The 24,332-nt window shown below is 56.7% G+C and carries 17 protein-coding genes; 13 read left to right on the top strand and 4 right to left on the bottom strand.

Annotated elements, in window-relative coordinates; genetic code table 11:
* The first annotated feature begins 51 nt into the window (after nt 1–51).
* The gene (locus tag HM1_RS14750) at nt 52–1,311 is read left to right on the top strand and encodes a methyl-accepting chemotaxis protein (RefSeq protein WP_012283643.1); all 1,260 of its coding nucleotides are present in this window, start codon (nt 52–54) and stop codon (nt 1,309–1,311) included.
* Nucleotides 1,312–1,330: 19 nt separating this feature from the next.
* Here the strand turns inward: HM1_RS14750 and HM1_RS11950 are convergent, their stop codons facing one another.
* Complete coding sequence (locus HM1_RS11950; protein WP_012283642.1) at nt 1,331–2,458, bottom strand: hypothetical protein; 1,128 nt, start codon at nt 2,456–2,458, stop codon at nt 1,331–1,333.
* A 118-nt stretch (nt 2,459–2,576) separates the two neighbouring features.
* Between HM1_RS11950 and HM1_RS15970 the strand changes: the two genes are divergently transcribed.
* Together HM1_RS15970 and HM1_RS11940 are read left to right on the top strand one after the other, a co-directional pair.
* Nucleotides 2,577–2,714 (top strand): peptidylprolyl isomerase, encoded by a 138-nt coding sequence (locus HM1_RS15970; RefSeq protein WP_207643770.1) that lies wholly within the window; start codon nt 2,577–2,579, stop codon nt 2,712–2,714.
* A 515-nt stretch (nt 2,715–3,229) separates the two neighbouring features.
* Nucleotides 3,230–4,567 (top strand): APC family permease, encoded by a 1,338-nt coding sequence (locus HM1_RS11940; RefSeq protein WP_012283639.1) that lies wholly within the window; start codon nt 3,230–3,232, stop codon nt 4,565–4,567.
* Between the two features lie 59 nt (nt 4,568–4,626).
* Here the strand turns inward: HM1_RS11940 and HM1_RS14745 are convergent, their stop codons facing one another.
* Nucleotides 4,627–5,619, bottom strand: a complete 993-nt coding sequence (locus tag HM1_RS14745) for a delta-lactam-biosynthetic de-N-acetylase (RefSeq protein ID WP_049754162.1) — start codon at nt 5,617–5,619, stop codon at nt 4,627–4,629.
* A gap of 320 nt (nt 5,620–5,939) precedes the next feature.
* Here HM1_RS14745 and HM1_RS11930 point away from each other — a divergent pair, with 320 nt between their 5' ends.
* The 5 genes from HM1_RS11930 to ltrA all read left to right on the top strand — a co-directional run bounded on the left by HM1_RS11930 (nt 5,940) and on the right by ltrA (nt 15,407).
* Nucleotides 5,940–9,758, top strand: a complete 3,819-nt coding sequence (locus HM1_RS11930) for a phosphoribosylformylglycinamidine synthase (protein ID WP_012283637.1) — start codon at nt 5,940–5,942, stop codon at nt 9,756–9,758.
* A 513-nt stretch (nt 9,759–10,271) separates the two neighbouring features.
* Nucleotides 10,272–11,060, top strand: coding sequence for an electron transfer flavoprotein subunit beta/FixA family protein (locus HM1_RS11925; RefSeq protein WP_012283636.1), 789 nt, complete (start codon nt 10,272–10,274; stop codon nt 11,058–11,060).
* A gap of 14 nt (nt 11,061–11,074) precedes the next feature.
* A complete protein-coding gene (locus HM1_RS11920; RefSeq protein ID WP_012283635.1) occupies nt 11,075–12,118 on the top strand; it encodes an electron transfer flavoprotein subunit alpha/FixB family protein in 1,044 nt (347 codons plus the stop codon).
* 17 nt (nt 12,119–12,135) lie between these two features.
* Entirely contained in the window at nt 12,136–13,545 is a 1,410-nt protein-coding gene (locus tag HM1_RS11915) for an FAD-binding oxidoreductase (RefSeq protein WP_012283634.1), read from the top strand.
* 455 nt (nt 13,546–14,000) lie between these two features.
* Entirely contained in the window at nt 14,001–15,407 is a 1,407-nt protein-coding gene (gene ltrA, locus HM1_RS11910; protein WP_012283633.1) for a group II intron reverse transcriptase/maturase, read from the top strand.
* Nucleotides 15,408–16,048: 641 nt separating this feature from the next.
* On the opposite strand, the gene HM1_RS11905 is transcribed toward ltrA, so the two are convergent.
* Complete coding sequence (locus tag HM1_RS11905) at nt 16,049–17,503, bottom strand: 4Fe-4S dicluster domain-containing protein (protein WP_012283632.1); 1,455 nt, start codon at nt 17,501–17,503, stop codon at nt 16,049–16,051.
* 335 nt (nt 17,504–17,838) lie between these two features.
* On the bottom strand, nt 17,839–18,150 hold the full coding sequence (locus HM1_RS11900; protein WP_049754160.1) for an STAS domain-containing protein: 312 nt from the start codon (nt 18,148–18,150) through the stop codon (nt 17,839–17,841).
* Between the two features lie 226 nt (nt 18,151–18,376).
* On the opposite strand from HM1_RS11900, the gene HM1_RS11895 reads away from it, so the two are divergent.
* The 5 genes from HM1_RS11895 (at nt 18,377) to HM1_RS14740 (ending at nt 24,329) form a co-directional block, all read left to right on the top strand.
* Nucleotides 18,377–19,045 carry a ComEA family DNA-binding protein gene (locus tag HM1_RS11895; protein WP_012283629.1) on the top strand — a complete coding sequence of 223 codons (669 nt, stop codon included), beginning with the start codon at nt 18,377–18,379 and terminating at the stop codon, nt 19,043–19,045.
* A gap of 402 nt (nt 19,046–19,447) precedes the next feature.
* Complete coding sequence (locus HM1_RS11890; protein WP_187147780.1) at nt 19,448–20,416, top strand: YheC/YheD family endospore coat-associated protein; 969 nt, start codon at nt 19,448–19,450, stop codon at nt 20,414–20,416.
* A gap of 4 nt (nt 20,417–20,420) precedes the next feature.
* Nucleotides 20,421–21,755, top strand: a complete 1,335-nt coding sequence (locus HM1_RS11885) for a YheC/YheD family endospore coat-associated protein (RefSeq protein ID WP_012283626.1) — start codon at nt 20,421–20,423, stop codon at nt 21,753–21,755.
* Entirely contained in the window at nt 21,752–22,858 is a 1,107-nt protein-coding gene (locus HM1_RS11880; protein WP_012283625.1) for a YheC/YheD family endospore coat-associated protein, read from the top strand. Before HM1_RS11885 ends, HM1_RS11880 begins: the two co-directional genes overlap by 4 nt.
* The gene (locus tag HM1_RS14740) at nt 22,836–24,329 is read left to right on the top strand and encodes a putative amidoligase domain-containing protein (RefSeq protein ID WP_012283624.1); all 1,494 of its coding nucleotides are present in this window, start codon (nt 22,836–22,838) and stop codon (nt 24,327–24,329) included. The genes HM1_RS11880 and HM1_RS14740 overlap by 23 nt, the downstream gene beginning before the upstream one ends.
* Nucleotides 24,330–24,332 lie beyond the last annotated feature (3 nt).

Here is a 24,332-nt window from a genome sequence, read left to right as displayed (position 1 = left end):
GGAGCGAAAAAGGGTGAACCCGGCTGACGGGAAAGGTGGGTATCGCGGAAGATGAACGGGTTCAACGAAAAAAGCAAGCTCTTGCTGCTCACTGCCGCCGCCGTTCTTGGGGCGGCAGGTGCGTGCGCGAGCGTTTTCTTCTCAGATCCGGCAAGGGCGGCTCTTTTTAGTGTTTTCTTTGGTGTCTTCACTGCCGTTGCCGCGGTGATGCTGGGGTTATCGGCTGCCCAATTGGTCGCACAGATGGATAAACTGCGCGCCCTGGTGTCGGAGGCCTGCTTAGGCGGCGACGCAGACCCTTCGCCGGAAAGACAAATCAAGGGCTTTATCGAAAGGCAGGCCGCGGCCCTAGCCGATGTGCATCGCTTGGCAGAAACCATAGCAACAGGAGCCGGTGAATTGCGATTCCACCTCGACGCTTATCTCGATGACCTTTCCCTTGAGACAGCCCAGACAGCGGCGCAGGACGGGCAGGCGCCCGTTGAGGAAGCACAGGTCCGGTTGGCGGAACGCTTGCGGGGCGAATCGATCGAAATCGCCCAGGCAATGGAAGCCCTCGCCGAGAGTTCAGCATCTGCCAGCCAGTCTGCGGCTGACGCCTATTCATCGGCTGAGGCGGGGTGGAACTCGATCATGGCCGTCGTCAACCAGATGGAATCTGTTAGCAACGCCTCCCTCCATACAGCCGCCATCATCCAACAACTGGGCAGCAAGTCAGGACAAGTCAGCCAAATCGCCAATGTGATCACCAGCATCGCCGATCAGACGAACCTGCTGGCCTTGAATGCGGCCATTGAAGCGGCCCGGGCCGGCGAACAGGGAAGAGGCTTCGCTGTCGTCGCCGAAGAGGTGCGGAAACTGGCGGAGAGTTCAGCCAAAGCGGCGCGGGAGATCGGCGTCCTCATCGCCGAGATTCAGAGAGAGACGGCAAAAGCTGTCACATCCATGGAGACGGGAGGAAAAGAGGTAGAAGCGGGCACCCAGCTGGCCCGTGACGCCGGCGCCGGCTTTGAGACCATCGCCGATCTGGTCAACAATACGGCCACCCAGATCCATGATGTCACAGCAGCAGTCGAACAGATCGCTAAGGCCAGTCGAAACATGGTCGACAGCATCGACCAGATTGGCTGTTTGAGATCTCCGGACCCGACGAAAGAGGAAGCCATGAACCAGCGCATGATCGAGCAGGCTGCGACTCGACAAAAAATTCGGCTATTGGCCGAGACGATGCTCGAACACACAGAGATTCTCCGTAAGCAGTTGAGCGAAATGGCAACACTCAAACACTCGTCAAGGCAGTCAGATACATAGTCGCTCTTCGGTCATGCGATTAGCCATGGTCAACGCTGGTGCAAATGGAAAAGGCGTCGCCTTGTTTCTCCACTGTTATTGTCAGCGACCGCCGCTTCGCCCAGCGGGGGTGATCCGGTAACAGGCGAATCTCGACCCCTTCGGCATGTTCCCGAACCATGGTTTTTCCGGCGACGAGTTCATTGTCGTCGATAGACAAAGTAAACCGTCCTTCCTGGCTCTCACCGGCGGGCGCTGCTTCGATGCCCGCCTTTGTTTTTTCTGACTGATCGGCGTCAAGGGAGGGGAGGGGCAACGGCGGATCAAACTGAACGGCAAAGTTTCCTGTTCCCGAAGCGACCGTATGGGAGGCGGAACCGAAGGCGCGTAAAGCGGGGCAGTCATTGCGCCGGGACAGGATCAAATGATTTTCTGCCGACTGGACAACCAGCTGTTCCTCACTGACGGCCGTGATTACGTAGTCGATCTCGCTGCTGTTGCTCACGAAACGCCACCGCTCGCCTGTCACCCCTTTTTTTGGCTTCTCGACCAACCGGATCTTCCAATCGCCGGAGCGGAGGACCGCTAGATCGAAGACCTCCGAGTAATACCCCTTGAGTCCGGTGAAGAAAAAGGGAATCCAGATGCGGCAGGGGATGGCGTACTCTTTGCCGGTGATGAGCAACCGGCTCCGCTTGCCGGCCAAGGTGCTTCGCTGGCGGAACATGACTGGCAGGGAATTCCGCCGGGCATGTTCCCCTGGGTCGACGGGTCCGCCCCAAAAAGAGGAGGTCTTGCTGGCGGCGACGAAATCGAGGCGGACCGGTTCCCCTCGGTAAGAATGGAAGGAGAGCTGAACGCGGGCGATCTCTTCTTCTACGGTCCGGCGGCAACCGATGGTCCGGAAATAGATCTCCCGTTTCAGTCCTTCTCGTTTCAATTGTTGGACCACCCGCTCGTCATTGACATGATCGACCTGGGATTGATCGTGGAGCGTGATAATTGCCCAGATCAGCGGATCAGAACCTTCACGGAGCAGGATCATGGCCTCCAGGGATTCGTATTCTGGATGCCCCCGTAGGTACACCATCACATGGACGTCATAACGGTGATATAGGAACGAAAAGGGTTGGAGCAGGAGGCCCTGGAGTTGTTCAAGATCAAACATAGACAACGCTCCCTTGCCGCAGGCTCGAAAAGAGCCGACCGATTTCGATGGGCGCGATTCTCAACGTTCTTTATTATGTAGGCAAGGGCAGTACTGTGACAGCGATTGCCCTTTTCCATTGATCGGCCAAGTCACCGAAGGGATGGACGTGGTGCTGAAGATCTCCGACACACCTGTAGAATGGGGCGCTGGCGGCGAACGGAGCAAGCCGATGGAAGAAGTGCTCATCGAAACGATCAGCATCGAAGAGAAGTAAAGGGGATATCTGGGGAAAGTACAGGCATTGCGTACAACTCGCTCATGGCTAGATCAACAAAAGCGAGACAGGCCCTTCCATCAAGGAAGCGGGCCTGTTTTGCTTTTATCTCTATTTTTTCTTTGGCATCAGGTGCTTTACCTTCGGTAGCAATTGCTTCCTATGGCATCAGTTGTCCCCACAGGAAAGCGCCGGCGATCCCGCCAGCAACGACGAGGATTAAGTTCACCTCGAATAACGCCGGCAAAACTGCAGCGATCCAGCCAGTCGAAGCAACAGGGAGTTGGTCAGTTCCGGTCGAGGTAAGGATTCCCGGGAAGATCAGCACGCCTAAGGCGGCGAAGGGTTGAATCAAAGAAAATACTGATTTTTTGAAGTTTTACACGGAATTCTCGAAGAGGAATAAAATTATTGCTGACGATTGCAAAGGTTCCTTGTATAATGTACAAGTGTCCGCGAGGCACAAACAAACCCCCGAAAACTCAGTGGTCAATCCACGAAAGGAGCATCACAGGATGCAACACAACTCGGAATCGATGCTGAAGAAAGACATTGGAACGATCGTCGCCATGTCCATTGTCATCGGTTCAGTCATCGGCTCAGGTATCTTCATGAAACCAGGGAAGGTCATTTCCGCTTCAGGCGACTCGACCATGGCGCTTTGGGCATGGATCCTCGGCGGGCTCATCACCATCGCCAGCGGCCTTACCATTGTCGAGTTGGCGACTCAGATCCCGAAAACAGGCGGCCTTTACGTCTATTTAGAAGAGGTCTACGGCAAGCTGTGGGGCTATCTCTGCGGATGGGTGCAAACCCTGATCTACGGTCCTGCCGTCATCGCCGCTTTAGGTCTGTACTTTGGATCCCTTGTGGCCCACTTCTTCGGGTGGGGGCCGGAAACGAAGCTCTATATCGGCATTGGCACCATCGTCTTTTTGGCTGTCGTCAACAGCATCGGCACTAAATACGGAGGTTTTGTGCAAACCCTGGCCACTGCGGGCAAACTGATCCCTATCGCCCTGATCGCCATCTTTGGCATTTGGCAGGGTGACGGTCAGATTCTCAACATGGCCAGCGGTGTCACCGAAAAAACCGGCATGGCCGCCGCCATCCTGGCGACCCTTTGGGCTTATGACGGCTGGTTGCTCGTCGGCTTTGTCGCCGGCGAGATGAAAAACCCGGCCAAAATCCTCCCGCGCGCCATCATCATCGGTCTTTCCGTCGTCACCGTCGCCTACATCTCTGTCAACATCGCCATGCTGCACGTCCTGCCCGCCTCTGAAATCGCCAAACTGGGCGAAAACGCCGCCGGCACGACGGCCACAATCCTCTTTGGCGGCATCGGGGGCAAACTGATCAGCATCGGCATCATGGTCTCCATCTTCGGCTGCCTCAACGGCAAAATCCTCACTTTTCCCCGGGTGCCGCTGGCGATGGCCGAGCGGGGCCAACTGCCTTTCTCTCGCCTGCTGTCTCAGGTACAACCGGACCTCGGAACGCCCATCTTCGCCACCGTCTTCCAGGTGGTTCTCGCCCTCCTGATGATGTTTGTCGCCGACCCGGATCGCCTGTCCGACATCGCCATTTTTGCCATCTATGTCTTTTATATCCTCGCCTTCGTAGCCATCTTCATCCTGCGGAAGAAGAACAGCGCCGCACTGCGGACCTACAGCGTGCCTGGCTATCCCATCATCCCGCTCGTCGCGATCGTCGGTTCCGGTTTTATCGTCATCAGCACCATTTTTGACAACCCGACAGACACCCTGCTGGCCCTGATCATCACCGTTATCGGGTTGCCGATCTACTGGGTGTTGAACTGCAAGTCGTTGGCGTCAGCGAAACAGGAAGGGTAAGGGATCCCTTTTGTCGCAGAAAGGCTGCCTTATCTCTGCAGCACCATGTAACCGCTACCTTACCTTGGTGACGGCTCACCCGGCAGCGCTTTGAATATATACCCTTGGGCGCGGCACTCTTCAATGAAGCGAGGGAGCATCTCGGTGTTGTCCTGGGAGACGGCATGGAGCAGAATGACCGCTCCCGGATGGATCTGCTTCATCACTTGGAGCAGTGCCTTGTCCGGACCGATCTGCTTATCCACCTCCCAGTCCCGGTAGGCAATACTCCAGAAGGTTGTCGTCAAACCCAGTTCATGGGCGATGGCCACAGAGGCGGCGTCAAAGCGGCCCATGGGTGGACGGTAGTAGTTTGGCTGCCGTCCTGTGAGGTTCTTGATGGCTTCACTGACCTTCATCAGTTCCGCTTTTTGCCGCTCAGCGCTCAGCTTGGTCATGTCCGGATGGGTCTGGGTGTGGTTGCCGACGCCGAATCCGCGCAGACCCATGTCGCGAACCAGTTCCGGATGGGTATCGATAAACTGGCCGGTGACAAAAAAGGTAGCCGGGACCTTTGCCTGGGACAAAGTCGCTAAAATCCTTGGCGTGAACCCATTCTCATATCCTTCATCAAAAGTCAGATAGAGTGTTTTCTCTTCCGACGGGATCCGGTATACCGGGTTATACGCTTCGATGGCACCGATCATCGAGCGGGGCCACTGGGGGGCGACGCCCGTCTCGTGGCGGGGGATCCACCAGTCCTGGGGACCTGTCATGCCTTTGGTGGACGATCCGCTGGCCTTGGGCAAAGTGTCGATTTTCTCCGGAGAAGATTGCAGAAAAGCCTGCGGCAACGTATCCGATTTCTTTTCCCCGTTCGTCTTGTCCGTTTCAGACAAAGCGGGGGACGTTTTAGCGTCCTTTGTGCCCGCTGTTGCTGTTGCCGGAGTCTTTACAGGCGACGGGGGAGAGGTTGGGGCGCTGGCTCTGGTTTGTTCGAGCGTGAATAAGCCGGCGGCGATGCCTCCGATGAGGACAAGAACGGCAACGATGGTAAGATTTTTGTCTTTCATAGCATACTTCCCTTTGAGGAATCCGCCAGCGACCCCCTGTGACATGCAATCCGTGATCCAGCAAGTTGCGCTAAGGGCACAAGCGCTGAAACATCGACCTGCCGGCGATTCCGTGTAATGGGGAAGGAGTTCTCTTTCTCTCCCGACAAGTCCTCCAAAAAAACGACAGTGGACAAGAAAAAATCAGCCCGCGCAGGGGCCGACGCCACAAGATTAGACAGGTTTCGCCAATTCCCTATTGGCCGTGTTATAATGATGATTGTCGATTGTGAGACTTACGGATAACTATTGAATCAGTCACGGGGGGTATTGTTTTTATTATGGATAAGGCGATACGCCGGATCTTTGTGGAAAAACGCGAGGGTTTCAATGTGGAAGCCCAGCACCTGCGCGATGACCTGCGAGATAACTTGGGCATCTCCGGATTGGAAAGCTTGAGGATCGTCAACCGTTACGATGTGGCCGGCATCTCCGACGAGGAGTACGCCCGGGTCCGCGGCACGATCTTCTCGGAACCCAACGTGGACCTTGTGTACGACGAACGGCTGGAGACCGACCCGGCTCATCGCCTCTTTGCCATGGAATACCTGCCCGGCCAGTATGACCAACGGGCTGATTGGGCGGCTCAGTGCATTCAGATCGTGACCCAGAAAGAGCGTCCCGTCGTTCAGTCAGCCAAGGTGATCGTCCTCGAAGGCCAGATCAGCGACGATGAGTTCAACCGGATCAAGGCTTATTGCATCAACCCCGTCGAATCGCGCGAGGCCAGCCTGGAAAAACCGGCTTCCCTGGATATGCAGCTCCAGCCGCCGGAAGATGTGAAGACCCTTGACGGCTTTATCGCTGCCAATGATGAGGAACTGCGGTCGCTCATGAGGCAGTTGAGCCTGGCCATGAGCTTCGAGGACGTTCGCTTCTGCCAGGCCTATTTCCGTGATGAGGAACAGCGTGATCCGACGATCACCGAGATTCGGGTCATCGACACCTACTGGTCTGACCACTGCCGCCATACCACCTTCTTTACGAAGATCGAGGACGTCCAGATTGAAGAGGGTGCCTTCACCGGTCCGATCCGGGCGGCTTATGAGGAATATCTGCAATCGCGCAACCTCGTCTACGGCGACAAAGAGCGCGATGTCTGCCTGATGGATATGGCTGTCATTGCCATGAAGGAAATGAAAAAACAGGGCCACCTCGATGACCTCGACGAGTCGGATGAGATCAACGCTTGCAGCATTGTCGTGCAGGCTGATGTAGACGGCAAAAAAGAAGATTGGCTCGTCATGTTCAAAAACGAGACCCATAACCACCCGACCGAAATCGAACCCTTCGGCGGCGCCGCCACCTGTCTCGGCGGGGCGATTCGCGATCCCCTGTCCGGGCGATCCTATGTTTACCAGGCCATGCGTGTCACCGGCAGCGGCGACCCCCGCACCCCTGTGGAGAACACCCTGCCCGGCAAGCTGCCTCAGCGCAAGATCACCATTGGCGCCGCCGCTGGCTACAGCTCTTATGGCAACCAAATCGGCCTTGCGACAGGGCAGGTGGCAGAGATTTATGATGAGGGCTTCGTCGCCAAGCGGATGGAGATTGGTGCGGTCATCGGCGCGGTTCCGCGGCAAAACGTTGTCCGCAAAGCTCCTGCGCCGGGCGATGTGATCCTCCTCGTCGGCGGACGGACTGGCCGCGACGGCTGCGGTGGCGCTACCGGCTCATCGAAGGAGCACACAGCCGAATCGCTCTTCACCTGCGGTGCCGAGGTCCAAAAGGGCAACCCTGTCACCGAACGGAAGATCCAGCGTCTCTTCCGCCATCCCGATGTCAGCCGGCGGATCAAAAAGTGCAATGACTTCGGCGCCGGCGGTGTCTCTGTCGCCATCGGCGAACTGACCGATGGCCTCATTGTCAACTTGGATGCTATTCCCAAAAAATATGAGGGCCTCGACGGGACAGAACTGGCCATCGCCGAATCGCAGGAGCGGATGGCCGTCGTCGTTGCCCCGGAAGATGTAGACGCCTTCATTCGGTTGGCCCATGAGGAAAACCTGGAAGTGACCCCTGTCGCTTCTGTGACAGCGGAAAAGCGGTTGAAGATGAACTGGCGCGGTGCGACCATCGTCAACTTAAGCCGCCAGTTCCTGAACACCAACGGCGTCAAACAACGGACGACAGTGACCGTCAAAGGGCCGGAAGCTGAAAAGAATTACTTTAAAACCCTGCCTGCGGCGGTCGAGGGCCAACTGCCCGACCTGCGCGCCGCCTGGCTCGCCAACCTGAGCGACCTGAACGTGTGCAGCCAGAAGGGTCTCGTCGACCGCTTCGACAGCACCATCGGCGCCAACACGGTGCTGATGCCCTTCGGCGGTGTCCATCAGGCATCACCGGCTCAGGGCATGGTGGCCAAGCTCCCCGTCCTCGGCGGCGAGACGACCACCGCTACAGCGATGACCTTCGGCTACAACCCCCAACTGGCCAAATGGAGCCCTTTCCACGGTGCCCTCTATGCGGTCATCGAGTCGGTCGCCAAGGCCGTCGCCCTGGGCGGCGATTACCGCCGCATCCGACTCACCCTGCAGGAGTATTTCGAAAAACTGGGCAAAGACCCCGTTCGCTGGGGGAAGCCCTTCAGCGCCCTCCTCGGCGCCTTTGTGGCCCAGAAGCGGCTCGGTATCGCCGCCATCGGCGGCAAAGACAGCATGTCCGGCACCTTCATGGACCTCCATGTGCCGCCCACCCTTGTTTCCTTTGCTGTTAACGTGATGGACGCCAGCCAGGCCATCTCCTCCGAGTTCAAAGGCACCGGCCATCCTGTCGTCCTCTTGCCCCTGCGCCGTGATGAGAACGAACTGCCCGACTTCGCCAGCCTCGACCGCAACTACCGGAAGGTGGCCGAACTGGTCGGGGAAGGAAAGGTGCTCGCCGCCTATGCGGTCGGCTTCGGCGGTGTTGCCGCCGCCGTCAGCAAGATGGCTTTCGGCAACCGGATCGGCCTGATCATGGGTGACGGCTTCGCGCCTGCCGACCTATTCCGTACCGATTATGGCTCCCTCGTCTTGGAGATCGACAGCGCCGCCGACTTGGCCGTCTCCTTCGGCGATGTTCCCTATGTGCTCTTGGGCTACACCCAGGAAGCGCCGATCCTGCGTGTCAACGGCGTAGAAATCGCTTTGACCGAGGCCCAGAGCGCTTGGGAAAAACCGCTGGAGAAGATCTTCCCGACACGGGTGAAGACGAGCGATGATCTGATGGTATCGCTTAAGAACAGACACAGTGACAGAGTAGTCAACGCCAACCGCCTGTTCACCAATCGGAACAGCGATCGCCCAGCCGTGAAGATCGCCCGTCCCCGTGTCTTCATCCCTGTTTTCCCAGGGACCAACTGCGAGTATGACACGGCTCGCGCTTTTGAAAAGGCCGGTGCCGTCGCCGATCTCCTCATCGTCCGCAACCTGACGCCCAGGGATGTGGAGGAAAGCATCACCGAGATGGTGAAGGGAATTAACAACGCCCAGATCGTCGCCCTCCCCGGCGGGTTCAGCGCCGGCGACGAGCCGGAAGGATCGGGTAAGTTTATCGCCGCCATGTTCCGCAACCCCCGGGTGAAAGAAGCCGTCGCAAACCTGCTGAAGAGGAGAGACGGCCTCATGCTCGGCATCTGCAACGGCTTCCAGGCACTGATCAAGCTCGGCCTCGTCCCTTACGGCGAGATCGTGGACATCACCGAGGATAGTCCGACCCTGACATACAACCGGATCGGTCGCCACATCTCCTGCATGGCTCGGACGAAGGTCGTATCGACCCTGTCGCCCTGGTTTTCCTCTGTGAAGGCAGGGGAGGTCCATTCTGTTGCCCTCTCCCACGGGGAAGGCCGCTTCTTCGCATCGCCGGAGATGGTTGAGCGCCTCCTCGCCAACGGACAGATCGCAACCCAGTATGTCGACCTTGATGGCAACATCAGCGAGGACATCCGTTACAACCCGAACGGTTCCGTCGCCGCCGTCGAAGGCATTACGAGCCCCGACGGGCGCATCCTTGGCAAGATGGGCCACTCTGAGCGGATCGGACGTTTTGTGGCGGTGAATGTGCCGGGAGAGAAAGATCAGCGGATCTTCGCTTCTGGGGTGGCGTACTTCCAATGATACATGAAAATTCGATGAACTTTTTGTAAAAGCTCTTTTTCGTCATCGCCTGTGACCTGAGAGTCATGAAAGTTTTAGGGGCCAATAAGGATAAGGACGGTTAGAGGGTAAACATAACTCTTTATCGTCCTTTTTCTTTCATTCAATCCAACATGGTCTGATATCTAGCTCAGATAAACTGGTTCACGGAAAGGGGTTGAACCCAAAAGGGCGGTATTGAGTCACCAAAAAAGTTCCACAACAAAAAAATAATATTTCCGAATATTTTTAATTCACAAAATATTAGACGTCTGACTTTTTTGCTTTATAATGAGTACATACAAAATACATTTCATGTGTGTTGTGGTAAGCCCCTCGTTCACAAGCGGCATGACAGGGCCATGCACTCTTTTTTTGCACCAATATGCGGTCTGACCACTGAGCCACCCGGCCCTCAACTGCTTGAGATGAACTGTGGTTTACGTCCACATGAACCAAACATCAGGTTTCAAATATTGCAGGGGGTGCAAAACGGTGAACATTGTCGTGCTTGTTAAACAGGTTCCCGGCACAGACAACGTGAAGATGGATCCCGTCACCGGCGTCATGATTCGCAGCGGGAAAGACACCATTATCAACCCGCTCGACGAAAACGCCTTGGCTGAGGCCATCGCCATCAAAAATTCACACGAGAATGTGAAAGTTACCGCAGTCAGCATGGGTCCTGAATCGGCCATGAAAGCCATCAAAGAAGCCATCGCCATGGGCGCCGACGGCGGCGTGCTCATCTCTGGCCGCGCTTTTGCCGGATCGGACACCATTGCCACCGCCAAAGCCATCGCCGCTGCCATCCGTAAGCTGGGCGATGTGGATCTGATCCTTTGCGGCGAACGCGCCACCGACGGCGAAACCGGTCAGACGGGCGCCATGATCGCCTACTACCTGGGCATCCCCGTGGCAACCTATGTCTCCGCTGTGGAAGTCAAAGAAGGCGGCGTCATCGTCAAGCGTACCGTCGAAGGCGGCTTTGAGCGCGTTGAAATACCCTTCCCTGTTATGGTCACCGTCAACAAAGACATCAACGAACCCGGTTTCCCGACCCTCAAAGGCAAGCTGAAAGCCAAAGAAAGGGCTGTTCCCGTTTATGGCCCTGCTGAACTGGGCCTCGATCCCGCTGAACTGGGTCTCAAGGGTTCACCGACCCGGGTCGTGAAGGTGTTCAGTCCCAAGCTGTCTCGCGACACGATCATGAAAAAAGCTGACGGCACCACCGGGCCGGTTGAAGAGATGATGAAGTTTCTCGCCGGCAAGGAAGCCATTTAAGGGGAGGGATAACGATGTCGACGTACGTCAACGCAAACGTGGAAAAAGAGCAAAAGCTCTCGCAATATAAAGGGGTCCTCGTCTTCGGCGAACAGAAAGACGGCAAGATCCTGACAGTCACCTACGAACTGCTGACCCGCGGTCGCAAGCTGGCCGACGACCTGGGCTGCGAACTCTCCTGCGTCCTCCTCGGCGATGAGATCGATGGTCTGGAAGAGGTCGTCAAGCGCGGCGCTGACAAGGTCTTCTTCATCAAAGACGCCGCTTTGAAAAACTTTCTGCCTCGCCCCTACAGCAAAGCCATCACCAAGCTCTGTGAAGAGCTGAAGCCGGAAGTCATCGTCGCCGCCGCCACCACCACCGGCCGGACCGTCATGCCTCTTGTGGCGGCCATGCTGGACACGGGTCTGACGGCTGACTGCACCGAACTGACCGTCGACGCTGATACACGACTCCTCCTGCAAACCCGTCCCGCCATCGGCGGCAACATCATGGCTACCATCAAGACGCCGGACCATCGCCCCCAGATGGCTACCGTCCGTCCCAAGTCGGCCAAACCGGCCGCTTTCGACGCCAACCGCACCGGCGAAGTCATCGTCAAAAAATACGAAGGGGCGACCTTCTTCACCCCCGAAAAATTCCTCGAATATATCAAAGACACCACCCAGGAAGTCAGCATCGAAGAAGCTGATATCATTGTCGCTGGCGGCAAAGGCATGAAGAACGCCGACGGCTTTAAGATGGTCGAAGAACTGGCCCGCATCCTCGGCGCCGGTGTCGGCGCCACCCGTGACGCCGTTGAACTGGGCTGGACCACCTACCCGCACCAGATCGGCCTTTCCGGCAAGACCGTTGCGCCGAAGCTCTACTTCGCCTTCGGCCTCTCCGGCAAGATCCAGCACCTGGCTGGCATGCAGACGTCCGAAGTCGTCGTGGCCGTCAACAAGGATCCGGATGCTCAGATCTTCAAAGTGGCCGACTTCGGCATCGTCGGCGATGTCTTCGAAGTCGTTCCCATGATGATCGAAGCCTTTAAAAACTTGAAGGCCAACGCGTAAGCAGGGGGTGTAGAGGAATGCAATTCAATAAAGTGACCGATGGCGTCGTCGCAGAGCTGCGCGCCCTCTTGGGTGACGCCAATGTTCTCATCGACGAAGAAAAAATGGAGATGTACTCCAAGGACGAAGTCTCCGACAAGCTTTGGGAAAAGATGCCCGAAGTCGTCGTTAAACCGGAAAATGCCCAGCAGGTTTCCGAAGTGGTCAAGCTGGCCAACCGTGAACGGATCCCCATCACGCCGCGGGGCGCCGGCTCCGGTCTGGCTGCGGGTGCTGTTCCCCTGCAAGGCGGCATCGTTCTCTCCCTGGAGAAGATGAACCAGATCTTGGACGTAGATACGGAAAACCTGTTCATGATCTGCGAACCTGGCGTCACCACCGGCGACGTCCAGAAGACGGCCAAAGAACATGGCCTGCTCTACGCCGGCGACCCCTGTTCGGCTGACTCCTCCTTCATCGGCGGCAACGTGGCCACCAACGCCGGCGGCAACAAGGCCGTCAAGTACGGTGTCACCTCCCGCCACATCTATGGCCTGGAAATCGTCATGCCTGACGGTGAGATCGTCACCTTTGGCGGTAAAAACGTCAAAGACGTTACCGGCTACGATATCGTTCACCTGATGGTCGGCTCCGAAGGCACCCTGGGGATCGTCACCAAGGTCTGGCTGAAACTGATGCCCCTGCCCAAGTATGTGGCCGACCTGCTCATCCCCTTCGCCGATATGCAGACCGCCATCAAGGTCGTTCCCAAGATCATGACTGCCGGCATCATTCCCACCTGCCTCGAGTTCATGGACAGCCTCTCCATCAAATCGGCGGAGATGTATCTGAACAAAAAACTGCCTTACGGCGACGCCGGCGCCTATATCATCTGCGAAGTGGACGGCACTTCGGAAACGCAGGTTCAGGACGATTATGAGACCATCGGCAAGCTGGCTTTGGAAAACGGCGCCCTGGAAGTCTTTGTGGCTGACAACATGTCCACTCAGGAGCGGATCTGGAAGTCCCGGAAGTGCTACGCCGAAGCCATTCGGATGATCAGCCCCGTCTATTGCATGGAAGACATCGTGGTCCCCGTCTCCAACATCCCCAAAGCCATTGAAGCCATTGAGCGCATCGCCGCCAAGTACGACTGTAAGATCCCCAGCGCCGGCCATGCCGGTGACGGCAACATCCACTGCACCATCTTGCGGGAAGACCGCGACGATCACGCCTGGCATGAGCTGAAGAACGCCGTCCTTGACGAACTGTACGAAGAAGTCTATGCCCTCGGCGGCAACCTATCCGGTGAACACGGCATTGGCGCCAAGCGCGCCCAGGCCATGGACAAGCACATGACCGATGCCCAGCGCAAGGTGCTGGTGACCATTAAGAAGGCACTGGACCCCAACGGCATCATGAACCCCGGTAAAGTCCTCGTCGGTTAGGCAAATCTGATACCCCTTTGATATATCCTGTATCAAGCCGCAGCACACTTTGCGCTGCGGCTTTTTTCGGTGCGCCCGGCATGGGCGTTGTCTCTAGGGTGGAAGTCCCGAACGCCGAAGGTGGCAGTAGGCGTTAGCTTAAGGCAAGGGTGTCCGCCGCGAGGCGGAATCTGAAGGAAGCCAGCGGCAAACCTCCGGCCCGAGGACCACGAACCCCAGGTGAGGCTAGCGGCAGTTGGATGAGCTTGCCGAACAAAGCGAAGTCCTTGTCACCGAAGGCTGCCGAGAGTAAATGGGGCGGGTAGATGGAGGGAAAGGCAACGTTCTTACCCGGGGAGGCCTGCCGGGGGACCAAGTAACTTGGGAAACCACGCCGAAAGGCGTGGCTGAACCGGCAGGAGTCAGCAGAGGTCATAGTAGGCTGGCCCGACGTCCGGCCAGATGAAGGACCGAACATGATGGAAGGGGAAGCGACGATGCGTTCGCGTGACGCGCAGAGACAGCCGAATATCCCGAAAGGGAACTGCCAACGGGAGGAAGCGGTGAATCCGCAGGGGACCGGTGGAGTGCCGAGCGCGTTACCGGCACAAGAAGCGAAGCAACCCCGCGAAGAGACGTATGACCTGATGGAGAAAGTCGTCGAACGAGGGAACATGACGGAAGCGTATAAGCGAGTCATGGCCAACAAAGGCGCGGCCGGAATCGACGGTATGGGGCTAGAATCCCTGCGCCCGTACCTAAAAGAGGAATGGTCGCGCATTAAACAGGAATTGTTGGAGGGGACCTATCGACCGCAACCGGTCCGGCGGGTTGAAATTCCCAAACCCCAAGGCGGAACACGGAAGCTGGGCATTCCCACTGTCGTCGATCGACTGATCCAACAGGCCCTGAACCAGATCCTGATGCCGATCTTCGACCCTGACTTTTCCACGAACAGCTACGGATTTCGTCCGGGAAAGAGTGCGCACCAAGCGGTGAAGAAAGCGAAGGAATACATCGCCGACGGCTACCGATGGGTGGTTGACATGGACCTGGCCCAGTTCTTTGATCGCGTCAATCACGACATTCTGGTGAAGGACAAACGAATCTTGAAGTTGATCCGAGAATACCTCAAGGCCGGGGTCATGCTCAACGGGATTCGTGTGAAGAGCGAGGAAGGAACACCCCAGGGAGGTCCACTCAGCCCTTTGCTGGCGAACATCATCCTGGATGATTTGGATAAGGCACTGGAAAGCCGGGGACATCGCTTCTGCCGGTACGCCGACGACTGTAACGTCTACGTCCGCAGTCGACGGGCAGGGCAACGAGTGATGGAGGGTATGGCAAAGTTTCTGGAGGGGCGGTTAAAACTGCAGGTCAACTGGGAGAAAAGCGCAGTCGACCGACCCTGGAACCGAAAGTTTCTGGGGTTTTCATTTACGTGGCATAAGGCAGCAAAGATTCGGCTCGCCCCCCAAACGGTGAAACGGGTGAAAGAGAAGATCCGCCAGTTCACTGGGCGGAACCGAAGCATTGCGATGGAGGACCGACTGGTCACCCTCAACCAATACCTGAAAGGCTGGATGGGCTACTTTCGACTCATTGACACGCCAAGCGTACTTAAAGAGTTGGATGAGTGGCTTCGCCGACGACTGCGGATGTGCCTGCTCAAGCAATGGAAGCGCCCGAAGACACGAAGACGAAACTTAGTGGCGTTGGGGATCCCGGAGGAATGGGCATGCAACATCAGCGGCTCACGAAAAGGATATTGGCGTCTGTCCTTGACCCCGCAAATGAATAAAGCCCTTGGCCTCGCCTACTGGCGGGAACAGGGCTTAGTCAGTTTAGTCGAAACATACCAATCTCATCGTCAACCAGCATGAACCGCCGTATACCGAACGGTACGTACGGTGGTGTGAGAGGACGGGGGTTAATCACCCCCTCCTACTCGATGTGCGCCTGGCATGGGCTTTGTCTGTAAGGTGGAAGACCCGAACGCCGAAGGTGGCAGTAGGCGTTAGCCTAAGGCAAGGGTGTCTGCTGCAAAAGCAAATGCCGCTTCAGACCGAAGTCCGAGCGGCAATCAGAGATGAGGCGCCGGCAAAATGAAACATCCCTCCTAAAGGCGCTTGGCCAGCTTTTTGTCATGTTTTTACCATCTTCCCTGGCTCGCTAAGCTAGCGAGGCGCCGGCTTAAGGTTGGCGAAGAGGACCGAAGTTACAATCATCGCGATTACCAGTTCGAGCAACATGTTCAACGCCTCCCTTCTCTTTTGTTAAGAATATGTTAAGGCTTAAATACATTGTAAAATTTTTCACGAAAAAAGTCAATATATTTCAACGATTAATCGAAAGACCGATGCCACAGAGAAACTAAGGGGACAGCAAAATTCCGCCACACATCCGGAATAAGGGAATGCCGACGCATCCTCGCCGGCATTCTCAAATCGATTCTTTGTCCTTGTCACTTTTTCGTCGATGTTTTTGGGATTCAGCGTGGAGTAACGGACAGTTCACTTGCCGTTTAGAGGTGGCTATGCAGGTCAAGGTCACTGTTATCGAGTGGCTCGAGGGCTTCCCGGATCGTTTTTACCTTTGCTTCAGCGCTGAACTTGTCGATCATCGCCTTGGCTTTGGCGCTATGGTTCAGCGCAGCCGGTCCACCGATACAGCCGCCGACACAGACCATGCCTTCGATGAAGTTTTCCGGCAGTTTGCCCGCTTTGGCCAGGCGAAGCGCCTTGATGCACTCCTCCGCGCCGTTGCACTTTACCGAACGCACCTCCAGCTGCTTGTTATCTTCTTTCAGTGACTGGATGACGGCAGCGGTCACGCCACCAGAACGGGCGAAAGCGCGGCTGAAGGGGGACGTTTCTTCTCGGAGATGGGATTCGCACTCAGCCGGATCGATGTCGGTGGCATGGAAGAGGGCGAACAGCTCTTCAAAGGTAAGGGTGTAGTCTACTGCTCCGGCAACAGACTCGCGCGTGATCTCCGCTTTTTTAGCGATGCAGGGGCCGATAAAGACGACGACTGCATGGGCATTCTTCGCTTTGATGTAGCGGGCTGCGGCGATCATGGGGGAGACGGTGGTCGACACGTTGCCTTTTAGGGCGGGGAAGTGCTTATCCACCATGTCAAAAAAGGCTGGGCAGCAGGAAGTGGTAAGAAAAGAGCCAGCATGGATTTTCTCTTCCAGCTCCTTCGCCTCTTCGGGGACGATCATGTCAGCGCCGAGGGCTGCTTCCACCACATCGAAGAATCCGATCTGCTTCAATGCCGTGCGGATCTGGCCCAGATCGGCCTCGGGAAACTGAGCTACCACGGCTGGAGCGAGGAGAGCGTATACGGGACGGTCTTTCGCCTGCAACGTGCCGATGACCTGGGTGATGAAAGACTTGTCCGAGATGGCACCGAAGGGGCAGCGGTAAGCGCACTGGCCGCAGTTGATGCATTTCTTCTGGTCGATCGTAGCCAGCTTGTCTTCGCTGTAGGAAATGGCCTTGACCGGACAGGCCTTGATACAGGGGCGCTGTGTATCGGTGATGGCGCCGTAGGGGCAAGCCTGGCGGCAGCGACCGCATTCGATGCACTTTTCCTGGTTGATGATGGCCCGGCGGTTGATCTGGCTGATAGCACCGACAGGACAGGCCTCCATGCAAGGGTGGGCGATACAGCCGCGGCAAGCTTCCGTCACGGTGAACCGTTCTACAGGACATTCTTCACAGGCTGTCTGCATGACCTGAATGATGCCGGAGGAACCGCGCACATCATTTCCGCAGGCCAGGCTCACCCTTTCTTTGAGGACGGCTCGCTCTTTATAGACACAGCAACGGAAACGCGGTTTTTTGCCTTGCACGATCATGTAGGGGATGAGTTCCTTATGCTGATCGAGTGTTTTTTCCATAGCCAGTTTGGCCACATGAGTCAGTACCTCATGCCGCAGCAGTTGTACCGTCGTTTCAAATTTGGGTTGCATCTGAGGCACCTCCCAACTGCAATTGCGTGATTTTTCACAAAAATGTCTTTCACGACCCGTCGGGTCGCAAGCAAATGGCTTTTTATCAAAAAGTGAACAAAGAGCGATTGTCGAACATTGGACAAAATTTGGACCTTTCTCAGAAAAGTTCAACGCCCGAATATGCACAAGACATTATAAACCCCTTGTCACATTGAGACAAGGGGTTTTATTTCGGAATTTCAGGAGGAAAAAGACAACTCCCTGTGACGCGGGAAACAAGCTGGGTCTGGAGGGAGAATGAAACTTGACGGTCAGCATCCAATCGCAAGGTGGAGCTGACAGGAACGAATCGGTTAAGACTGGATTTGGAAGACACGATTTAAGCGTGTCAATTCAAAGACCTCTTTGACAACACCGTGGATTCCTTTGATGATGACGTCGCCGCCCTTTTGTCGACTTCGCTTCAATACAGTCACTAGAACGCCCAGACCGGAACTATCGATAAACTCAACGCGCTGCATATCGATATGAAACTGAACACCCTCCTTATCTGCATATTTGAGCAGCTTTTCCCGCAGTTCCGCAGCATCAGTGACGAGAATGCTTCCCGCCAGCGTTACAGATACCTGGTTGTTAGATGAATGAATTTCCTGAATCAAGGCCATCTTCCTTTCCGAACGATTCTTAGTACTTTTAGTGTAACATAACCGTTCAAGCAGAACCAGTCTAACCGCCGATTGAATGGTCATTAAAAAGACGCTGGCGGCAGCGTCGAACAAAAGGCAGGGACAGATTTTTTACAAGAAAAAATTCAAAAATAATGATTTTTTGGAAGGAAAAGGGTTTTCCCTGTCGAACCTGGAATGCTAAAAGCAGATAAGGGGTGACGAAATGATGGAGAATCCGAAACGATTATTTGCGATTCTCGGCGGGTTGCTGGTGTTATTGGTGATCGGTATGGGGCTTCAAGGGACAAAGCTCTATTCGCAAACGTCGGCGGAAAAGAAAATCCTTCCGGCGGCAAGGGCGAATGTTTCCGGTGGGGAGCAGGGGATAAATCGGAACGGGACAAAAGCAGAGAAGGAGATAGCCGTTCATGTCACCGGAGCCGTCAGTAAACCGGGCGTCTACCGCCTGCCCGCAGGGAGTCGTGTGGAAGACGCCGTCCGGATGGCAGAACCTCTTCCCGACGCCGATGTGGATGGGATCAACCGGGCAGCGTCTTTGACAGACGGTCGCCAGATCATTGTCCCCTCTCGACAGGGGGGAAGCGGTGAGGGGAACAATCGGGCGACTGCTGCCGCCGGATCCGGACAAGGGTTGATAAAGAGCGGGGGGAGTTCGTCGAAACAGGCCGGCGCGAGCGCTTTAATCAACATCAACCAAGCAGATGCGGCCGAGTTGGACCGATTGCCCGGTGTGGGTCCTTCGACAGCCCAGAAGATCATCCAATACCGGGAGACAAAGGGCCCCTTCCAGTGCATAGAGGACCTGCAAAATGTCCCCGGAATTGGTCCGAAAAAGTTCGCCGACTTAAAGGAGATGATCACTGTAGATTGATTGTCTGCCAAGAGAAGATACGTACGATAGACGGCTTGGCGGGAAGGTGTGCCAGTATATCTTTATCTCAGTGAGCAAAGATATAACCGCCGAAACTTCCTTCTAAGGCGGTGTTTCTATTGTCTCAAAAGAAATGGCCCCTTTTGCTGATCCCCTTGCTGTTTCTCGTCATCGGTCTGTTTGTAACCGGTTGTGCCCGGCCAATGAAAAACACAGTTACCCCAGAGGTGACGGCCTTACGGGAAAAGTCGAGCGCGGCTCACCAGTCGGGGGGGCTTTACATATAGTGCAGTAGACTTGGGGAGGGGGTGTGAACCGATCATTCTCGGCATGCTCGTTCATCCCCGAACCATTCGGGAAAATTTCCGTGGCAACCGGCTATTTTTCGGGCAGATGGCGCTGTTGGCGAAGACAATGGATATCACCCTGGTCGTTTTCCCGCCAAACTATGTCGACTGGCAGCGCTGTCAAGTGAAAGGGTATGTCTATGACAGCCGGAGACAGCGCTGGATTCTGCGACGAACGCCCATCCCGGATGTCGTCTATGACCGCTATATCCCCCATGATTTGCAAGCAGCCTCTTGCAGGCGGGCCTTTCAGCTGCGGGGAATTCCCATCTTCAATCCCCCCTTCGGTGGCAAATACGGCGTCTACCGGCGTCTGCTCCATGATCCGGCTATCGCTCCCCACCTGCCGGAAACGCGATTGCTCACGGGAGAGCGGGGGTGGTCGTCCAAGTTGGCAGCGTGGCGGAAGGTGTACCTCAAACCGGACAAGGGGTCAAAAGGCAAGGGGATCATCCGCATGTCCCTAGCCGGAGAAGAAGAGGTTGTCCTTGAGCCGACGGGCGGGCAGAGACAGCACTTGCGACGCAAGGCAGCCTGGCGGTGGCTCAAGAGCCGGACGTTAGGGCAGCGCTACCTGATCCAGCGGGCCATCGAACCGGCTCGCTGGAAGGGTCGCATCTATGACCTGCGCGTCCTGGTCCAGCGGGGGAAGCGCGGGCAATGGGAGGTCACTGGGGGCAGCGCACGGGTGGCGGGTAATGGGATCACCTGCAACCTGCACACCGGCGCCAGCGCCGCGCCGCTTTCGGAGGCGCTGGCGGAGAGTGGCGTTAATGTGACGGCGGAACAGGTTTTTGCGCTGTCCCTGCGCATCGCCCACGCCCTGTCCCGCCACTACCCGGGACTGGCAGAACTAGGCCTTGACTTCCTGGTTGATCGCGAAGGCAGGGTATGGTTTTTAGAAGCCAATTCACGCCCCGGGCGGGGCATCTTCAGTCGCATCGGCGACTTGCAAGGGCGCCTCACGGCGGTCCGCCGACCCTTGGAATATGCGCGGTATCTGGCAGGGAAAGAGGCCGGGTGAGAGCATGGGCACCATCTACCTGACGGCCCACCAGGCCGGGACAATCGGCGTCGAAGCGGGGAAAGCAGTCCTCATCCGCGCCGGCGTGCTTTCCCGGCAGGCGACTGTCCGTATTGTTTCAGCCGAAGGGCAGTCTCAGCTCGCTCCGGGCGTGCTGTCCGGCCTGCACTGGCCTGCCGATCTACCCTATCAACTCACCTACTCGAAGGAGGAGCAGGCTTTTGTCGCAGGTCCTCTGCTTGGTATTTTCTCTTACCGTTATCCAAACAAATCCTACCTCTGGTCGTCTCACCTTAAAGAAACCCAGCGCTACGCCCGTGACATGGGCGTGATTGCCGTCGTTTTTAGTCCTCAGGATATTGATTGGGAGGAGCGGACGGTGACAGGCGTCATCCTCGTCGGTGATGAGTGGCGCAAGAAGACCTTCCCCGTCCCCCGGGTCGTTTATAACCGAATTCCTTCGCGAAAGGTAGAGAATCTGCCGGAGGTCATCGAATGCAAAAATCGTCTGTTCGAAATACCGGGCTTGATTCTCTTTAATCCCCGCTACCTCGACAAGTGGGAGACCCACCGTCTGCTCCAGCAGCATGCCGCTGTCCGGTCGCTTCTGCCGGAAACGCGCCTGTTGCAGAAAGCGGAGGATATCTGGCCCTTGCTGAAAGAACACCGTGTCGTCTATATCAAACCGATCCATGGGACCCAGGGATACGGCATCTATCGGATCGGCCTTCACCCGTCAGGAGGGTACTCCTGGATCAACTGTCAATCAGCAGTCACCCTGGGCTTGGCGTACACGCGAAACGCGATTGAAGCCAAGATCAAAGGCCTCCTTGAACGAACTGCCTTTGTGGCACAGCAGGGGTTGCGCCTGGCCTTGATCGATGGGGCGCCCTTCGACATCCGCCTGCTGGCGCAGAAAGACGGGCGAGGGAAATGGGGGATCACTAAGGCGTTCGGCCGGATCGCTCCACCGGGCAAATTCACCTCTAACCTCAGCCAAGGCGGAAAAGCGATGGGCATCCTCAATACTTTGAAAGCCGCCTCGTTGCCGTCGAAGCGAAAACGGTCGACCATCCTCAGAGAATTGCAGCGATGGGGGGGAGCACTGCCCCGTATCTTGGAGGAGAGTGCCGGATTGACGCTGGGTGAATTGGGACTGGACATGGCCATTGATCGAAGCGGCAAGGTCTGGTTGTTGGAAATCAACGCCAAACCCTTCAAAAGGCTCGATGAAGGGGAGGGGGATCCGCGGCTCGTCCGTCTTTCCCTGGAGCGGCCCATTGCCTATGGGCGCTTCTTGGACGGATTTGAGGATGGAGGAAGGGACAGCGCACCATGACAGGGCCTTATGTTGGGATTCTGGCTGCCGGCGAAGGGTCGAAAACTGCACCTTTTGGCCGGTGGTCGCCAGCGATCGCCGAAACAGTGAATGCCTTGCGCCTGCGGGGGATTAATGCCGTCGCCGTGGCTGTTGATGACCTGGGACAGAAAGGGTACGTGAGGGTCTGGCGGCCGGGGGTGGGACGGCGTTGGCATGGAGAACACAAGGCAGCGCCAAAAATTCTCTACAACCGTATCCTCAACCGCAGTTGGGAGCGACGGCCTGCGGTGCAGTCACGCCTGCGCGCTTTAACGCAGCAGGGGGATGTCCTTTTCAATCCGGGCTACCTGTCAAAGGCTGTTCTCTACCGTACCTTATCGGGCAGCGCAGTTGCTGAGTACCTGCCGGAAACGTCACTGCAGCCGTCGCCTTCAGACGTGCTGGCCATGTTGGCGCACCGATCCTGCTTGTATCTGAAACCAGTTGACAGCTGCGGCGGCGAAGGGATCTTTCGGATCCGTCAGAACGGTCCCGCCTGGCAGGTGACGGAGGCCCGCAAGAAGATCGCTCTCACGTCTTCCCTCCACGATAGACAGGAACTGCTGGCTTGGCTTGATAGTCTGCTAAACCAACGCGACTACCTGTGCCAGCAGGCCTTGTCGCTTGATCACATTGATGGCCGGCCCTATGACTTTCGTGTCCTCGTCCAAAAAGACGGTCGAGGCCGATGGACTTATGTCGATGCCGGCATCCGGCTGGCTGCGCCTGGTCACGTGGTTACCCACCGTCCCAACGGAGGGAAGATCCTTCGCCGGGAGCAGCTGCTGCGCCTCCGGTTCGACCGCTTTCGTTGGAAAGCCATCGAATCAGAAATCGCGACAGCGGCCATTGCGGCAGCCCGTGCGCTCGAAGCCGGCAGTGGAGAGCACTTTGGGATTTTGACATTGGATATGGGTCTAGAACAGAGGGGCGAACGTTTATGGCTTCTGGAGATCAATGCCAAGCCGGGACGTTTTGACGAACCTTGGATTCAACGGAAAAGCGACTATCTGTTGGCATCGTACCTCAGATATCTGGCGGTTCGGAGGGGGGAGTTTTGTGAAAATATATATTCGCCATGAAGCAAATTCAAGCGTATTGGAGTTGACGCGCCGGTTGTCTGCTCGCGGGGTCAACGTGACCGCTGGCCGGCAGGGGCCGGAAGAACCGGTCGACTGGTGGATCGAATGGGGGGCAGGGAGGGAGAGTCATTCGGCAGTCGCCCAGCGGCTGTTCAATGTGCGGGCGGTCGCTTCCCCGGCGACCGATTTTGATACGGTAGAAAAGGTGCTGCAAAAAAATCACCTGCAGGCGTTGCTCGGGGAGGATTCCAGCCGGTGGCCTTTCTCCGCCTGGCCGAAAGAATACCTCATCTATCTATGGGATAGCCGTGTTGTTGCCGTTCAGCGTAAGGTCTTGATTACACAGCAGCTGCGTGATCTACTGCCTAACAAATCGGTGGCGCCTGCCTTTCATTGGGTCGAACAGTTGACGCCCTGGGAAGAGGAACGGATGGTCAGCACAGCCATCCGGGCGCTGCACTGTCTGAGTATTGATTTTGGCAGAGTCCACCTGGGTGTCAACCGTTCTCGCGGCCCCATCATCCTCGGCATCGACCCTGCGCCTGTGGTCCGCAAGAGGCTGGCCCAGGCTTACGCCGAAGCGATCGCAACGTCCGTCCGGGAGTGGCAGGAAAAGTCCTCTGTGACTATCGGCTCAGATCCCGAGTTTATGCTCTCCCTCGTTCCCGGTCGGCGCATGGTGCCGGCCTCCCGGTTTTTTCCGCGCACGGGGACGGTCGGTTGCGACAATCGACGAGCTTTCGGGGCGTCTGACGACTTACCCTTGGCTGAAGTCCGCCCGGCGCCAGCAGAAAACGCCGTTGAGGCGCTTCGGCAGTTGCGTAATGTCCTCAATGAGGCGAACCGTCTCTGTCCCTATGCCAACATCGCCTGGGTGACCGGATCAGAACCCTATCCCGGTTATCCGACAGGCGGTCATATCCATTTCGGCGGACTACAGCCGAACAGCCGTCTCATTCGCGCCCTCGATCAATACCTGGCATTGCCGCTGCTGTATTTGGAAAACCCGGAGACGGCTGCCCGGCGCCGCCAGTTCTACGGCGCTCTCGGCGATTTCCGGGTGAAACCTCATGGTTTTGAATATCGTACCCCGGGATCATGGCTGGCTTCTCCGGAGACAGCTTGGATCGCCTTGCACCTGGCCGCTGTTGTGGCTCAGCACTATCGGAGGATGGAGCGGTGGGACTTCCTGCTGCCCGAGGTGCAAGAGGCGTTTTACGGCGGGAAGCGAAAGGCGCTCATGCCCTTTTTGCGGCAGACACTGCTCGATTTGGTCGCCCTTGACGATTCAGAAACAATGCGCCTCCTGACTCAGCGAATCTGGACGATGGCTGAAGAAGGGGGCTATGTCCAGGAGGACGTTGATATCCGCCGCGCTTGGAAACTGCCCGTCGGGATCCATCGCTACCGCTATGTCCCCCGTCCCCGCTACAGCATCTCCTGGCTTGGCGGCAGCGCCAACCGGATCTAAAAA

This window comes from Heliomicrobium modesticaldum Ice1 (genome assembly GCF_000019165.1).
GTDB classification, from domain to species: domain Bacteria; phylum Bacillota; class Desulfitobacteriia; order Heliobacteriales; family Heliobacteriaceae; genus Heliomicrobium; species Heliomicrobium modesticaldum.
The sequence above is the reverse complement of the archived record's forward strand: the minus strand, read 5'-3'. Positions and strand labels throughout refer to the sequence as shown.